At 66.7% G+C, this 14,909-nt stretch carries 15 protein-coding genes; 10 read left to right on the top strand and 5 right to left on the bottom strand.

Going from position 1 to position 14,909, the window contains the following annotated elements; translation table 11 throughout:
- Positions 1–26 precede the first annotated feature (26 nt).
- Positions 27–416, bottom strand: a complete 390-nt coding sequence (locus ACGFZ3_RS07445; protein ID WP_392918565.1) for a DUF2628 domain-containing protein — start codon at positions 414–416, stop codon at positions 27–29.
- Positions 417–611: 195 nt separating this feature from the next.
- Here ACGFZ3_RS07445 and ACGFZ3_RS07440 point away from each other — a divergent pair, with 195 nt between their 5' ends.
- The 6 genes from ACGFZ3_RS07440 to hemC all read left to right on the top strand — a co-directional run bounded on the left by ACGFZ3_RS07440 (position 612) and on the right by hemC (position 6,627).
- Positions 612–791, top strand: coding sequence for a hypothetical protein (locus ACGFZ3_RS07440; RefSeq protein ID WP_392918562.1), 180 nt, complete (start codon positions 612–614; stop codon positions 789–791).
- 444 nt (positions 792–1,235) lie between these two features.
- Positions 1,236–3,140, top strand: a complete 1,905-nt coding sequence (gene mdoH, locus ACGFZ3_RS07435) for a glucans biosynthesis glucosyltransferase MdoH (RefSeq protein ID WP_392918559.1) — start codon at positions 1,236–1,238, stop codon at positions 3,138–3,140.
- Between the two features lie 43 nt (positions 3,141–3,183).
- Complete coding sequence (locus ACGFZ3_RS07430; RefSeq protein WP_392918557.1) at positions 3,184–3,858, top strand: alpha/beta hydrolase; 675 nt, start codon at positions 3,184–3,186, stop codon at positions 3,856–3,858.
- 3 nt (positions 3,859–3,861) lie between these two features.
- The gene (locus tag ACGFZ3_RS07425; protein ID WP_392918555.1) at positions 3,862–4,908 is read left to right on the top strand and encodes a sensor histidine kinase; all 1,047 of its coding nucleotides are present in this window, start codon (positions 3,862–3,864) and stop codon (positions 4,906–4,908) included.
- A 10-nt stretch (positions 4,909–4,918) separates the two neighbouring features.
- The gene (locus ACGFZ3_RS07420; RefSeq protein WP_392918552.1) at positions 4,919–5,647 is read left to right on the top strand and encodes a LytR/AlgR family response regulator transcription factor; all 729 of its coding nucleotides are present in this window, start codon (positions 4,919–4,921) and stop codon (positions 5,645–5,647) included.
- A 68-nt stretch (positions 5,648–5,715) separates the two neighbouring features.
- Entirely contained in the window at positions 5,716–6,627 is a 912-nt protein-coding gene (gene hemC / locus ACGFZ3_RS07415; protein ID WP_392918549.1) for a hydroxymethylbilane synthase, read from the top strand.
- Positions 6,628–6,706: 79 nt separating this feature from the next.
- Here hemC and ACGFZ3_RS07410 read toward each other — a convergent pair whose 3' ends face one another.
- Together ACGFZ3_RS07410 and ACGFZ3_RS07405 are read right to left on the bottom strand one after the other, a co-directional pair.
- Positions 6,707–7,483 (bottom strand): YdiY family protein, encoded by a 777-nt coding sequence (locus tag ACGFZ3_RS07410; protein ID WP_392918546.1) that lies wholly within the window; start codon positions 7,481–7,483, stop codon positions 6,707–6,709.
- Between the two features lie 116 nt (positions 7,484–7,599).
- Entirely contained in the window at positions 7,600–8,211 is a 612-nt protein-coding gene (locus ACGFZ3_RS07405; RefSeq protein ID WP_392918544.1) for an outer membrane lipoprotein carrier protein LolA, read from the bottom strand.
- An 89-nt stretch (positions 8,212–8,300) separates the two neighbouring features.
- Here ACGFZ3_RS07405 and ACGFZ3_RS07400 point away from each other — a divergent pair, with 89 nt between their 5' ends.
- Positions 8,301–9,266 carry a helix-turn-helix transcriptional regulator gene (locus ACGFZ3_RS07400; RefSeq protein ID WP_392918541.1) on the top strand — a complete coding sequence of 322 codons (966 nt, stop codon included), beginning with the start codon at positions 8,301–8,303 and terminating at the stop codon, positions 9,264–9,266.
- A gap of 93 nt (positions 9,267–9,359) precedes the next feature.
- Complete coding sequence (locus tag ACGFZ3_RS07395) at positions 9,360–10,154, top strand: MetQ/NlpA family ABC transporter substrate-binding protein (protein WP_392918539.1); 795 nt, start codon at positions 9,360–9,362, stop codon at positions 10,152–10,154.
- A 67-nt stretch (positions 10,155–10,221) separates the two neighbouring features.
- On the opposite strand, the gene glpK is transcribed toward ACGFZ3_RS07395, so the two are convergent.
- Positions 10,222–11,721, bottom strand: a complete 1,500-nt coding sequence (gene glpK / locus ACGFZ3_RS07390; protein ID WP_392918536.1) for a glycerol kinase GlpK — start codon at positions 11,719–11,721, stop codon at positions 10,222–10,224.
- Between the two features lie 166 nt (positions 11,722–11,887).
- Positions 11,888–12,520: an OmpW family protein gene (locus tag ACGFZ3_RS07385; protein ID WP_392918533.1), complete on the bottom strand. Its 633-nt coding sequence runs from the start codon at positions 12,518–12,520 to the stop codon at positions 11,888–11,890.
- A 191-nt stretch (positions 12,521–12,711) separates the two neighbouring features.
- On the opposite strand from ACGFZ3_RS07385, the gene ACGFZ3_RS07380 reads away from it, so the two are divergent.
- A complete protein-coding gene (locus tag ACGFZ3_RS07380) occupies positions 12,712–13,236 on the top strand; it encodes a DNA-deoxyinosine glycosylase (protein WP_392918529.1) in 525 nt (174 codons plus the stop codon).
- A 179-nt stretch (positions 13,237–13,415) separates the two neighbouring features.
- The coding region (locus tag ACGFZ3_RS07375; RefSeq protein WP_392918527.1) for a dihydrolipoyllysine-residue acetyltransferase at positions 13,416–14,909 on the top strand (1,494 nt) is incomplete at its 3' end.

Genomic DNA, 14,909 nt, shown 5'->3' with positions numbered 1-14,909 from the left:
CTTTTCAGGCATGCGAGCTGCGTGGCTTACCAGCGCATGCCCTGGAAGGGGTTCCAGCTGGTGTCGCCCTTCACCTTTTCCAGGTAGTAGTTGTAATTGGTGGTGAGCGCGATGAACAGCGTCCACGCAATCGCGATGCCACGGCCGATCGGGTCGGGCAGGAATGCCAGTACCACGCCGAGCACCAGGGTCAGTCCCAGGATGGTCAGGGCCTTGCGCCACATCCCTAGAATGAAGAGATAGATGCAGCCGAAGAACAGGGCGAAGAAGTTGAAGTTCACCTTGAGCTTCTGTCCGAACGGCAGCGCCTTGTAAGCGGCCTTGAAAGCCGGCGAGTTCGGCGCTCCATAGGTGTTGAAGAAGTCGAACCGGAACTGCCACTTCGGGCTGAACGATGAAGCGATGTTGGAATCCATATCCACTTTCTGAGGTTGAAAACGGTTACATGATAGTCGGTGACTATCAAACGACGCCAGTTTTCGGACCTGGTGCGGTGTTGACCCGGCGCTGCCTGGGCGGCGTCACACATTCGTCCACGAATTCATATAGGGTTCGCATTCCCCGCGGCATGGGAGCCGTGCGGAGCATTGGAAAGGATCGAGAACCAGAACATGTCGAGTGTAGTGATGTCCCCTGAGCGCCCTGAAGCCGGCCCGCGGATCCTGCCGTGCCCGGTTGCCACCCAGGCCCAGCATCTGCTTGCACAGCTGCAGTTTTCCCACGTCGGCTCCCGTGCCCTGGCGCACATGCCGGTGGAGAGCGATGTCGCCGTGGAAACCACCCCGGTCTGAGCGGTCGCCCGGCAGGGCGCACACCGCCAGCTGATCGACATCGTTGCCGTCCTGCTTGGCCTGGCGGCGGCTTGCCTGCGCAGATCCGGACCCGGTGCGTCTGTCGCCGACCGACCCGCACTGGAAGCGCCGGCGTCCACCAACGACGGGATTGACTGAATCCTGAATAGGGCAGGCCTTGCAGCGCAAGGCTTGCGCCGGTTTGTGGCACGCTGCTGCGGCTGGGGCAGTCCGGGGTTTGCTGAATGGGGAGAAATGCCCAGACGCCCCTTCGCGCCCGGCTTACATTTGGCCCCCTATGCTGAGCCGCATTTTTCGCCTCAGTGCCGTTGGAGAGTTCGTGGGTTCCGGTAGTCACAGACATCAGCAGGGCGCCGGCCATGGCCACGCCGCTGCACGGCACAGCAGCAGTGCCCGGTGCAACCGCACGCAGGGTAGCCACGCATGAGTGTGCAGGCCGTCAACGCCGTGATGGATGCCGGTCGCTCGGTGCTGCCCGCTGAAACCCCGATGGGGATGCCCGAACAGACGTTCACCCAGGGCCGCCTGCGCACCCCGCGCCAGCGCACCGCGCCGCGGATGATCGCGCTGCGCCGCTTCTATATCTTTGGCGGCACAGCGGCAATGACCGTGGCCGCCACCCACATGATGTGGAAGGTGCTGGCCACCAACGGCATCACGGTGCTGGAAGGCTGCCTGCTGGTGCTGTTCGTGGCGTTGTTTGCCTGGATCGCGCTGTCTTTCGCCGGCGCGCTGGCCGGGTTCCTGACCGCGGTGTTCGACCGGGGCTACAAACTGGGCATCGACCCGGACCAGCCGCTGCCGCAGGTGCACACCCGCACCGCACTGCTGATGCCCACCTACAACGAAGATCCGCGGCGGCTGCTGGCCGGCCTGCAGGCCATCTACGAATCGGTGGCCAGTACCGGTCAACTGGAGCAGTTCGATTTCTTCGTGCTCAGCGATACCCGCCGCGAGGACATTGGCGCGGCCGAGGAGCAGGCGTTCGCCGAGCTGTGCGATGCGGTAGGCGGGCATGAGCGCCTTTTCTACCGGCGCCGGGGCGACAACAGCGGGCGAAAGGCCGGCAACATCGCCGACTGGGTGCGCCGCTTTGGCGGCGGCTACCCGCAGATGTTGATCCTGGATGCCGACAGCCTGATGACCGGCGATACCATCGTGCGCCTGGTGGCCGGGATGGAACTCAATCCAGACGTGGGCCTGATCCAGACCCTGCCGGCGGTGATCGGCGGGCGCACGCTGTTTGCGCGCATGCAGCAGTTTGGCGGACGTGTGTACGGCCCGGTGATCGGGCGCGGCGTGGCATGGTGGCACGGCGCGGAGAGCAATTATTGGGGCCACAATGCGGTGATCCGTACCGAGGCCTTCGCCGAGAACGCAGGGCTGCCGCCGCTGCCAGGCCGGCAGCCGTTCGGCGGCCATGTGCTGAGCCACGATTTCGTCGAAGCGGCGTTGATGCGCCGCGGCGGTTGGGCAACCCACATGGTGCCCTACCTCAAGGGCAGCTATGAGGAAGGTCCACCCACGTTGACCGACATGCTGGTGCGCGACCGCCGCTGGTGCCAGGGCAACCTGCAGCACGCCAAGGTGGTGGGTTCGCGGGGCCTGCACTGGGTCAGCCGCACGCACATGATGATCGGCATCGGCCATTACTTCACGGCGCCGATGTGGGCGATGCTGATGCTGATCGGCATTGCCATCCCGCTGTTCCAGGGTGGCATCGACTTCAGCGAAGTGCTGCATCTGTCGCCGGGTGTGTACTGGCGACAGCAGGATGAAACCCAGGTGATCCGCATGTTCGCCATCACCATGGCGGTGCTGCTGCTGCCCAAGGTGCTGGGTTACATCGCGATGTTGATCGACCCCGCCGAGCGCCGCGGCTGTGGTGGTGGCATCCGCGCATTCGTGTCGATGCTGCTGGAAACGGTGCTGGCCGCGCTGATGGCGCCAGTGGTGATGTACGTGCAGTCACGCGGCGTGGCCGAAGTGCTGGCGGGCAAGGATTCGGGCTGGGATGCACAGCAGCGCGACGACGGTGGCATTTCCTGGCCGGCGCTGATCAAAGGTTACGGCGGCCTGAGCGTGTTCGGGTTGTTCATGGGCGCGCTGGCCTATGCGGTATCGCCGGCCCTTGCGGCGTGGATGGCGCCGGTGGTGGTGGGCATGGTGCTGGCCATTCCGGTGGTTGCGTTGACCTCCGGACGCCGCGCCGGCGACCTGCTGCACCGCCTGCGCCTGATGGAAATCCCCGAAGAAACCACGCCGCCGATCATCCTGCAGCGCGCCGCCGAACTGCGCCGCGCCGCCGCCCAGCGTGCCGCGCCCTGACATCTGGCCCCATAATGCGGCCAGAACGTACTGGAGCCGCACGATGTCGCACGCGTTGGAAACCGTAGTCAACGAAACCGCCGCCAACCCGCAATGGGCCGTGCTCTGGCTGCACGGGCTGGGCGCGGACGGGCATGATTTCGCCCCGATCGTGCCGGAGCTGCTGCGTCCGCACTGGCCGGCGATCCGCTTCGTGTTTCCGCACGCCCCGGTCCAGCCGATCACGATCAACAACGGCGTGCCCATGCGCGCCTGGTATGACATCGTCAGCATGGACTTCCGATCCCGCGCCGACGCCGCCGGCGTGGACGCCTCGGTGCGTGCGCTGGATGCCCTGATCGACGCCGAAGTCGCGCGCGGTATTGCCGTCGAGCGCATCCTGCTTGCCGGCTTCTCACAGGGCGGGGCGATCATCCTCAGCGCTGCATTGCGTTCGACCCGGCCCCTTGCCGGTCTGATCGCGCTGTCCACCTACCTGCCGGACCCGCAGGCGGCGGTGGACGCGGCGGTGCCCAACGGTGCGCGGCCACCGGTGTTCATGGCCCATGGCGCGCAGGATCCGGTGATCCCCCAGGCGATCGCGGCCGACACCGCCCAGCGGCTCACGGCCGCCGGCTTCCCGCTGCAGTGGCATTCCTATTCCATGGCCCACCAGGTCTGCGCCGAAGAACTGCAGGCGCTGGGCGACTGGCTGGACGAGCGCTTCGCCACGGCCTGAGCCATGAACGACCCCCGCCAGCAGCTGTGGTTGCCCGAGCTGTGCCGCCTGCCGCGGCTGGGCGCAATGCTCGGTCTGGCCGAGCTGGTGGTGGTCGTGGTGGCACTGGCACCCGATGGCAGCCGCCAATGGAGCGTGTCCGACTTCCTGGCGGCCAGCGGCCTGGCCCTGTGGCTGGCGCTGGCGGTCACCGTAAGCCTGTGCGCGGCACGCGCGACCTTGTCGACGTTGCCCGAAGCGCTGGGTTCGGCCGTGGCAGTGGGGATGACCGCGATGATAGCGGCGGTGTGCACGGGCATCGTGCATGCCCTGTATGCGGCGCTGGGTACACAGAACTTTGCAGGGGACGTGGGGTTCTGGCGCTTTACCCTGGGCTGCGCCACCGTCACGGCGCTGATCGTGGCGCTGGCCTTGCGTTACTTCTACGTAAGCGACCGCTGGAGCGCGCAGACCGTGGCCAACGCGCGCGCGCAGGCCGACGCACTGCAGGCGCGGATCCGCCCGCATTTCCTGTTCAACAGCATGAACCTCATCGCCAGCCTGGTGCGGCGCGATCCGGAGGTGGCCGAGCGCGCCGTGCTCGATCTGTCTGACCTGTTCCGTGCTGCATTGGGTGCGGGCGAGGGAGACTCCACCCTGCAGGCCGAGTGCGAGCTGGCAGAAGCCTATCTGTCGATCGAATCGCTGCGGCTGGGGGAGCGCCTGCAGGTGGAATGGCACCGCGCAGAGACCTTGCCATGGACCCTGCCGATGCCCCGCCTGGTGCTGCAGCCGCTGGTGGAGAACGCGGTGCTGCACGGCATCTCGCGGCTGCCCGGGGGCGGCACCATCGTCATCGCGCTGTCCTGCGAAGGCGCGCAACTGCACATCCGCATCCAGAACCCTGCGCCCGATCCGGATGCGCGTGCGCTGCCGTTGATGCAGGGCGCCGGGCATGCGCAGCGCAACATCGCGCACCGGCTGGCGTGGCGCTTCGGTCCGGGCGCACGGATGACGGGAGCATGGAACGACGGCTACTATGCCTGCGACATCTTCGTCCCTGTTCCGTGAGGAAGCCTGCTTGAGAGTTGTCATCGCCGACGACGAGCCGCTCGCCCGCGAGCGCCTGCGCAGCCTGCTGGCCGAACAGGCAGGGGTCGAGGTGGTGGCCGAAGCAGAGAATGGCGAGCAGGCGCTGCATGCCTGCGCCGAGCTGCAGCCGGATCTGGTGCTGCTGGATATCGCCATGCCCGGCCTGGATGGCCTCGAGGCTGCGCGCCACCTGGCCACGTTCGACCCGCGCCCGGCGGTGGTGTTCTGCACTGCTTACGATGCACACGCGCTGTCGGCCTTCGAGGCGGCGGCCATCGATTACCTGATGAAGCCGGTGCGCAGCGAGCGGCTGGTCGCCGCGCTGGAGCGTGCACGGACCTTCCTGGCGGGCCGCAATGGGCAGCCCAGCGTACCCAGCCAGCAGGCGCGCACGCTGTTGTGCGCGCGCCTGCGCGGCAGCCTGCGGCTGATCCCGATCGATGACATCCACTACCTGCAGGCCGAGGAAAAGTACGTGGTGGTGCACCATGCGCGCGGTGAGGACCTGATCGAGGAATCGCTGAAATCGCTGGAAGAGGAATTTGCCAGCCGTTTCGTGCGCATCCACCGCAACTGTCTGGTGGCCCGCCACGAACTGGTCGAGCTGCGACGAAACGCCGCAGGCCAGGTCCAGGCCGTGCTGCGCCATGGCAAGGCCCCGCTGGAAGTCAGCCGGCGCTGCGTGGCCAGCCTGAAACAGGATTTGAAGCACCTGTGAAGCGGTCACGGCGCACCAGTAGGTAGCGTCCGTTGGTCGATATGCCTCCCGCCGGCGATAATGCGCGCATGACCACCCTGCGCATCGCCACCCGAAAGAGCCCGCTTGCCCTCTGGCAGAGCGAACATGTCGCTGACTGCCTGCGCCGGGCCCATCCGGGCCTGGACGTGGTGCTGGTACCGATGAGCACCCGGGGCGACGAAGTGCTGGACCGCTCGCTGGCTGCGATCGGCGGCAAGGGTCTGTTCCTGAAGGAGCTGGAACTGGCCATGCTGCGCGGCGATGCGGATTGCGCGGTGCACTCGCTCAAGGACGTGCCGATGGAGCTGGACGCGCCATTCGCGTTGCCGGCAATGCTGACCCGGCACGATCCGGCCGACGGCTTCATTTCCAACCTGTACGCCTCGGTGGACGCGCTGCCGATCGGTGCGCGGGTTGGCACCTCCTCGCTGCGCCGCCAGGCCCAGCTGCGCGCGCTGCGTCCGGACCTGGAACTGCTGGACCTGCGCGGCAACGTCAACACGCGCCTGGCCAAGCTCGACAACGGCGGTTACGACGCTATCGTGCTGGCCGTGGCCGGCCTGGAACGACTGGGGCTGGGCGGGCGCATCGTGGCGCGGCTGCGGGCACCGGAGTGGTTGCCGGCGCCGGCGCAGGGCGCGGTCACGGTGGAATGCAACGGTGGCGATGCGCGGGTGATGGCGCTGTTCGCCCCGCTCGACGATGCACGCACGCGTGTCTGCGTGGAAGCCGAGCGCGCCATGAACCGTGCGTTGCACGGAAGCTGCCACGTTCCGGTCGCCGGCTACGCGCAGTGGGAAGGTGAAAACCTGTTCCTGCAGGGCCTGGTGGGTGGCGTGGCGGATGGCCGCCTGATCCGCGCCGAAGCGCGCGGCCCGGGCAATGACCCGGATGCGCTCGGAAAGGCCGTGGCCCTGGGCCTGCTGGAGGGCGGCGCCGGCGAATTGCTCGCCGTTTGAGGCGTGCCGACCAACGGTCGACAGCTACCGCGGGCGTCACCGGTGGGTACCGACCGGTGGTCGGTACCTACTGGGGGGATCATTTGAATTTGTAAACCACGTTCATCGTGGTCAGGGTATCGGTCTTGCGCTTGTCTTCGGCTACGTCGCTGTTGTAGCGCGCCTGCCAGGCCGCCTTCAGCGCCAGGTGCTCGTTCATGCTCACCGACACGCCCAGATCATTCTGGCCGAAGGTGTTGTACGAACCCGACTCCACCAGCAGGGTGTTGACCAGGTCGGTATTGGGAGTCAGCGAATACTTCACGTCGAACAGCCCGCGGCCGATCAGGCCGGTACGGGTTTCGTCGTCTTCGGTGTTGTGCGTGCGGCGCACACCGGGGCCGATCTGCGCATCCATGTAGAAGCGGTCACCTTCCACCAGCCGGGTGCCGTAACCCAGGCCGAATGAGCTCTGGCGGTCGTAGGTGGCGAAGTCGTCGCGCTCGTAGCGCACCGTGGCAGTGATCTGGCGGTGCTCGCCCAGCTGCAGCGCGCTGCCGGCGCTGCCGGTGTAGCGGTTGGCGGTGGTGTTGCTGCGCTTGGTGACCGTGCCGTCGTCGGCGGTTTCGGTGTATTCCGAACGCGAGCGCAGGCCGAACAGGTCCATGCTGTGCACCCAGTCGTCATCGGTGTAGCGCAGGCGCAGGCGGCCGTTGGCGCTTTCGGTGTTGCTGTTGCCCCGTGCGGAGGCAAAGCCGAGTTCACCGCCACTGCCGCTCCAGGGCGAGGTCATCGCGGCCAGGTCGGTGGTGTCCTGGGCAAAGGCGGCCGGGGCACTGAGCAGCAGGGAAGCAAGCAACGTCACGCGCAGGGACATCAACGGTTCTCCGGATCAACAGGGGGGAGGAGCAACACGTGATGATACTTGATGCCTTCACGCCGTTTTTCCTTTTCCGGCCCGTGCTTTAGGAGGGGTTTGGACTTGTCGCCTGTTCAGGGCACCGCGATCTGCAACGTCGGGTCGTCAAAACGGCTGTAATCCACCGTGACCTTGAAGGGCTTGCCCTGGGTCTGCCCCTGGCGTTCGATCCGCACCGGAAGGCCGGCAGCGTTGATCCAGTACAACATGCCGTCAGGTGCGGCGCTGGCATGGCGCACGCGGTAGCGGCGGGCGGGCTGCCCATCCACGCGTTCCTCGCCCAGTGCCTCTACCTGCAGGTCGGCGGCGGTGGCATCGGCCGGCAGCGGGCTTCGCCATTGCGCCAGCAGGCCCGGAGGCACCGGTACCTGGCGGACTTCGCCGGCGCGCTGCAGGAAGAATGTGTCGCCGATGATGGTCTGCACGCCCTCGTCGGTCTGCAGCCGGTACCGGTCCGGTGCCACGAATTCCATGCGGGCGTCCAGCGTGCGCGGCCCCTGCATGTGCAGGTTGGCGTGGAAGCTGCGCAGCTGCCCGAAGCGCTGGCTGGCGGCCAGTACCGCCTGCGCGGGCTCGCTGGCGACCGGTACGGGCGGCGTGGCGGCTGCAGGCGCGGCGGGCGCAGGTGCCTGCCCGCAGGCAGACAGCAGCAGGGACAGCACGGCAACGGCAGGCAGCAGGCGCATGGCGGGGTTCGGGCGGACAGGGGGCCCCACGATAGCCGAAGTTCGGATCCGGGCCGCCACAACGACGGCGACTCGGACATAATCGGGTCATGGACCGATATGAACGCATCAACGCCCTGCATCGTCTGCTGAAGTCCGCCCGCTATCCGGTCACGGTGGCGACTCTGCAGGAAAAACTGGCATGTTCGCGCGCCACCGTCTATCGCGACCTGGCCTTCCTGCGCGATGCGCTGATGGCGCCGGTGGAGGGCGATGGCGAGGCCGGTTTCCGCTACCAGGACAACGAGAGCGAGCGGTTCGAGTTGCCCGGGCTGTGGCTCAGCTCGGAAGAGCTGCACGCCCTGCTGGCCTCGCAGCACCTGCTGGCGCGCACCGGCGGCGGTGTTCTTTCGTCGGTGCTGGCACCGCTGCAGCAGCGCATCGAAGGGTTGCTGGCCGCGCAGGCCGGCGTGTCGACCTGGCCGGTGGACCGGGTGCGGGTCATCCCGCACCGCGGCCGCAAGTTCGACGAGGCGAGCTTCCGCGCCGTGGCATCGGCGGTGCTGGAGCGCAAGCAGCTGGCCTTCGAGTACCGGGCCCGTTCCACCGACGAGGCGACCAAGCGCACCGTGTCGCCGCAGCGCATGACCCACTATCGCGACAACTGGTACCTGGACGCCTGGGATCATGGCCGCGAAGGGCTGCGCAGCTTTGCGGTGGATCGCATCTACAAGGCCCGCGTGGTCGACACGCTCGCGCGCGACGTGGACGACACCGAGCTGGACGAGCAGCTGGGCGCCAGCTACGGCATCTTCTCCGGCCCGCCCAAGGGCTGGGCGACCATCGTGTTCAGCGCCAAGGCTGCACGCTGGGTCGCCGACGAGCATTGGCATTCCAAACAGCAGGGCCGGTTCCTGGCCGACGGCCGCTATGAGCTCAAGGTGCCCTACAGCGTCTCGCGCGAGCTGCTGATGGACGTGCTGCACTACGGTTCGGATGCGGAGATCATCGAGCCGACCGTGCTGCGCGAGCAGGCCAAGGCGCTGCTGATGATGGCGCTGAGCAATTACGAATAACGTTCATGCCTCCCGGTCATATGGCCGGGATACCCGGCTGGCCGGGGCTTGGGGTATGGTTGGCTGCTACGCAGCCCCCCGGATTCCGTCCCCATGAAAAAGACCCTGTTGCTCCCGTTGCTGGCCGCCACGCTGGCCTTGGCCGCCTGCGGCAAGCCTGCCGCCGATTCCAGCAGACTGGTGGTCGCGGCCACAGCGGTGCCGCACGCCGAGATCCTGGGAGTGGTCAAGCCGATCCTGCAGAAGGAAGGCCTGGAGCTGGACGTGAAGGTCTTCAACGACTACGTGCAGCCCAACGACCAGCTGGTGCAGAAGCAGGTGGACGTGAACTACTTCCAGACCGAGCCCTACCTGGACGCCTACAACCGCGACCGCAAGACCGACCTGACCAAGGTCATCGGCGTGCACATCGAACCGTTCGGCGCCTATTCGCGCCGCTTCAAGTCGCTGGCCGATCTGCCGGTGGGTGCCGACGTGGTGATTCCCAACGACCCGAGCAACAACAGCCGCGCGCTGATCCTGCTGCACAAGGCTGGCGTGATCACGCTCAAGGACCCGAGCAACGCACTGGCCACCCAGCGCGACATCATCGCCAACCCGAAGCAGCTCACCTTCCGTGAACTGGACTCGGCCATGTTGCCGCGCGTGCTCGACCAGGTGGACCTGGCCCTGATCAACACCAACTATGCGCTGGACGCGGGCCTCAACCCGACCGAGGACGCGCTCGCGATTGAAAGCAAGGATTCGCCGTACGTGAACTTCCTGGTCGCTCGCCCGGACAACAAGGACGATCCGCGCGTGCAGCAGCTGGCCAAGGCGCTGACCAGCCCCGAGGTGAAGGCCTTCATTGCCGAAAAATACAAGGGCGCAGTGCTGCCGGCGTTCTGATCGGGCGCGAGCCGACCAACGGTCGGCTCCTGCCCGGGGGTGGACCGACCGGCGGCCGGTCCGCCGGTCAACCTACCCGGAACCCCATCGTCGCTTCCACCGCCTGGACCCATCCGGCGTACAACGCCTCGCGTTCGGCCGCCGCCATCTGCGGCACGAACCGGCGATCCAGCGCCCACTGCTCGGCGATCTCCGCGCGGCTGCTCCAGAACCCGGTCGCCAGGCCGGCCAGGCAGGCCGCTCCCAGCGCGGTGGTTTCGGCCACCTTCGGGCGCAGCACCGGCACGCCCAGCAGGTCGCTCTGGAACTGTGCCATGAAGTCATTGGCGATCGCGCCCCCATCGGCGCGCAGTTCCTTCAGTTCAATGCCTGCATCGGCCTGCATCGCGGCCAGCACGTCGCGGGTCTGGTAGGCCATTGATTCCACCGCCGCGCGGATGAAGTGTTCCTTGGTGGTGCCCCGGCTCAGGCCGAACACCGCCCCGCGCACATCACTGCGCCAATACTGCGCGCCGAGGCCAACGAAGGCCGGCACCATGTAGACCCCGCCGTTGTCGGCCGCGCGTTCAGCATAGGCCTGGCAGTCGCTGGACTTGCCGAACATGCGCAGCCCGTCGCGGAGCCATTGCACGACGGAGCCGGCCACGAAGATGGACCCTTCCAGTGCGTATTCCACCTGGCCGTCGATGCCCCAGGCCAGCGTGGTGAGCAGCCCATTGCGGGAGGCCACCGCACGCGCACCGGTATGCATCAGCATGAAACAACCGGTGCCATAGGTGTTCTTGACCATGCCCGGTTCGAAGCACGCCTGGCCGAACAGCGCGGCCTGCTGGTCGCCGGCGATGCCGGCGATCGGAATGTGCTGGTCGAAGAAGAACTGCGCGCGGGTGGTGCCATACACTTCGCTGGAGCTGCGTACCTCCGGCAGCATCGCGCGCGGGATGTCCAGCAGGGCCAGGAGTGCGTCATCCCAGGCCAGGGTGTGGATGTTGAACAGCAGCGTTCGGGACGCATTGCTGTAGTCGGTGACGTGCACCGTGCCGCCGGTAAGGTTCCACACCAGCCAGCTGTCGATGGTGCCGAACAGCAGCTCACCGCGTTCGGCACGGGCCTGCGCGCCGTCGACATGATCGAGGATCCAGCGGATCTTGGTCGCCGAAAAATACGCATCCACCAGCAGGCCGGTGCGCTCACGGATCAGGGGTTCGTGGCCGCCCGCCTTAAGGCGCTCGCAGATATCGTTGCTCTGTCTGGACTGCCAGACGATCGCGTTGTGGATGGGCTGGCCGGTAGCCTTGTCCCACACCACGGTTGTTTCGCGCTGGTTGGTGATGCCGATCGCAGCGATCTGGCGTGGATCGACCTGCTCGCGGTTGAGCAGCTCGGTCAGGGTGGTATAGACACTGGTCAGGATCTCGCGCGGATCGTGTTCCACCCAGCCAGGCTGTGGAAACACCTGGGTGAACTCGCGCTGCGCCACCCCGGCCATCCGGCCGGCGCGGTCGAACAGCATCGCCCGCGAGCTGGTGGTGCCCTGGTCGATGGCGATTACGTAGCGTTTGTCCATACGGGATCCCCGGGTTGCAGCCGGCACCATGCAGGGCCGATGGTAACGCCGGTGGTGCCATCGATGCGCGCTGTCCCTACGGCGCGTTGCCGGCTACGTGGCAGGCTGAAACAACAACGGGCCCGCGAGGGGCCCGTTGTACTGCTACTACATTCAGCGGAGACGCTTAGAAGCGCGCACCGATACCAAAGCCCACGGTCCACGGATCCAGCTTGGCTTCGTCGCCGGTGCCGTTGCCGTTGACGGTCAGCTCCGGGCGCGAATGCATGTAGCGGGCATCGGCACGGGCGAACCAGGTGCTGTTGATGTTCATGTCAACGCCGACAGTGCCGATGGCGCCCTTGGCGGTTTCCAGGCCGATGTGGCCGGCATCGCTGGCCAGCTCCTCGTTGCTGAAGTTCGACTCGTAGTAACCGACGCCCACGAACGGACGGAACACGTTGTCGGCCTGGCCGAAGTGGTACTGCCCGCTCAGCGCGATCGGCTGCTGCTCAACCGTGCCCAGCTTGGCATTGTTGGCACCGCGCACGCGGTGGTCGAACTTGTCGGCTGCGCCCCACAGTTCCACGGCCCAGTTGTCGTTGATGTAATAGCTGAAGCTCAGCGTCGGCGCCGGACCGCCATCGACCTTGTCGATGCCTTCCAGCGGATCGTTCTTTGGCTGCAACAGCGCAACGCCGCCGACAACGGCGAAATGCTTGCCCGACGCGGTGTCGGTGGCGCTGTCCTGCGCGAAGGCGGCAGGTGCGAAGGCAAGGGCAGTCAGGGTAGCCAGGGTCAGGGTGCGGATGGAGCGCATGGGGGAATCTCCTCAGGTGTTTTTTTGTTCTGGGCCCCCTTTGCAGCGGGGCGAAGCAAACGTAGTCCCCGCAACATGAATCGAATCCGACGCGCGTTAAAATTTAGTTTGTTCTGTTCAGCCAGCAGCGCGGAATCCCTGCGCTGGCGCGCGATCATGCCGTGCGGGACATTCATGCATCTGGAGACACTGTGACGAACCCAAGCCTGTGTATTGGCCTGCCTGCGCAGGTTCGGGCGGATTGCCGCGTGCTTGTGCTGGGCTCGATGCCGGGTGCGGCGTCGCTGCATGCCGCGCAGTACTACGCGCATCCACGCAATCGATTCTGGCCCTTGATGTCCGCACTGACCGGGATCGACGCGCGCCTGCCTTACCTCGACCGGCTGCGGGCGTTGCAATCGGCCGGTATTGGACTGTGGGACGTGATCGGGGAGTGCGAGCGGCGTGGCAGCCTGGATACCGCCATCGTGCGCGGCAGTGAAGTGCCCAATGCAGTGGTCCAGCTGGTTGACCGGCTGCCCTCGCTGGCGGCAATCGCCTGCAACGGCGGCACTGCACACGCCGCTTTCATGCGTTACATCCAGCCCGTGCTGGGCGAACGTTCGACGTCACTTGCCGTGTGGTCGCTGCCCTCGACCAGCCCGGCCAATGCGGCATGGCCGCTGCCGCGCCTGCAGGTGGCGTGGCAGCCCGTGGCCGATGTCCTGGCCGGCTGAGCCGGACCACCGCGGGACAATACGGTACCGACTGGAATACCCGCCGCGGCAGTGTCCATCCCTGCTGCAACAGGCTGTCCCGGGACAGAGTCAGTGAAAATTGCCCAAGCTGGTTGGCGCTGAAGCCTCATGCCCCCACAATAGGCGATTCCCTACACCAGATTGCCGGAGTTATCCCCATGGCCGAAATCAAGGAAGCACTTGTCCCCGATATCGGTGACTACAGCGATATCCCGGTAATCGAGGTGCTCGTCGCCGTTGGTGACACCGTCAAGAAGGATCAGGGCCTGGTCACGCTCGAGTCGGACAAGGCGACGATGGAAGTGCCGTCCTCGGTCGCTGGCGTGGTCAAGGAAATCAAGGTCAAGGTTGGCGACAACCTGTCCGAGGGCAAGGTCGTGGCGCTGATCGAAGTCGCCGACGCCGCCGCCGCGCCTGCCCCGGTAGCGGCGCCTGCAGCCGCGCCGGCCAAAGCGGCTGCCGCCGCGGCCCCGGCCCCGGCCACCCAGAGCGCGCCCGCTGCTGCACCGGCTGCTGCCGGCGCTGGCCCGGTTGAAGCGCTTGTGCCCGACATCGGCGATTACACCGACATTCCGGTCATCGAAGTGCTGGTCGCCGTCGGCGACACGGTCAAGAAGGATCAGGGTCTGGTGACCCTGGAATCGGACAAGGCCACGATGGAAGTGCCCTCGTCGGTTGCCGGCGTGGTCAAGGAAATCAAGGTCAAGGTCGGCGACACCCTCTCACAGGGCAAGGTGGTGGCCATCATCGACGCCGACGGCGCTGCCGCACCGGCCCCGAGCCAGGCCGCCGCGGCGGCCGCCCCGGCCGCTGCCGAAACCGGCACCAAGGTGGAGCCGGTCGCCGTGCCGGCCCAGCCGGACAAGCTGGCCGCGCGCGAAATCGCCAGCGCCCCCTCGGCCGGTGCGCCGAGCAGCCCGCCGGTGCAGTTCAACGCCGACAGCGTGCTGCCGTCCAAGGTGCCGTACGCCACTCCGGCGGTGCGCGTGTTCGCCCGCGAGCTGGGCGTGGACCTCAACCAGCTGACCGGCACCGAAAAGGGCGGCCGCATCACCAAGGCCGACGTGCAGAAGTTCGTCAAGTCGGCGCTCACCGGCGCGGGCGCCCCTGTTGCCGGTGGCACGGTCGCCACCGGTGGTGGGCTCAACCTGCTGCCGTGGCCGAAGGTCGACTTCAGCAAGTTCGGCGAGGTGGAAACCCAGCCGCTGTCGCGCATCAAGAAGATTTCCGGTGCCAACCTGGCGCGCAACTGGGCGATGATCCCGCACGTCACCCAGTTCGAGCAGGCCGACATCACCGATCTGGAAGGCCTGCGCGTGGCGCTGAACAAGGAAAACGAGAAGGCCGGCATCAAGCTGACCATGCTCGCCTTCCTGATCAAGGCCAGCGCTGCGGCGCTCAAGCAGTTCCCGGAATTCAACGCCTCGCTGGATGCGGCCGGTGAGAACCTCACCCTGAAGAAGTACTTCAACATCGGCTTCGCCGCGGATACCCCGAACGGCCTGGTCGTTCCGGTGATCCGCGACGTCGACAAGAAGGGCGTGGTGCAGATCGCGCAGGAAACCGGCGAGCTGGCCAGGAAGGCGCGCGACGGCAAGCTGGGCCCGGCCGACATGAGCGGCGGCTGCTTCGCGTGCAGCTCGCTGGGCGGC

It is taken from the genome of Stenotrophomonas sp. NPDC047960 (assembly GCF_043204395.1).
Classification (GTDB): domain Bacteria; phylum Pseudomonadota; class Gammaproteobacteria; order Xanthomonadales; family Xanthomonadaceae; genus Stenotrophomonas.
The sequence above is the reverse complement of the archived record's forward strand: the minus strand, read 5'-3'. Positions and strand labels throughout refer to the sequence as shown.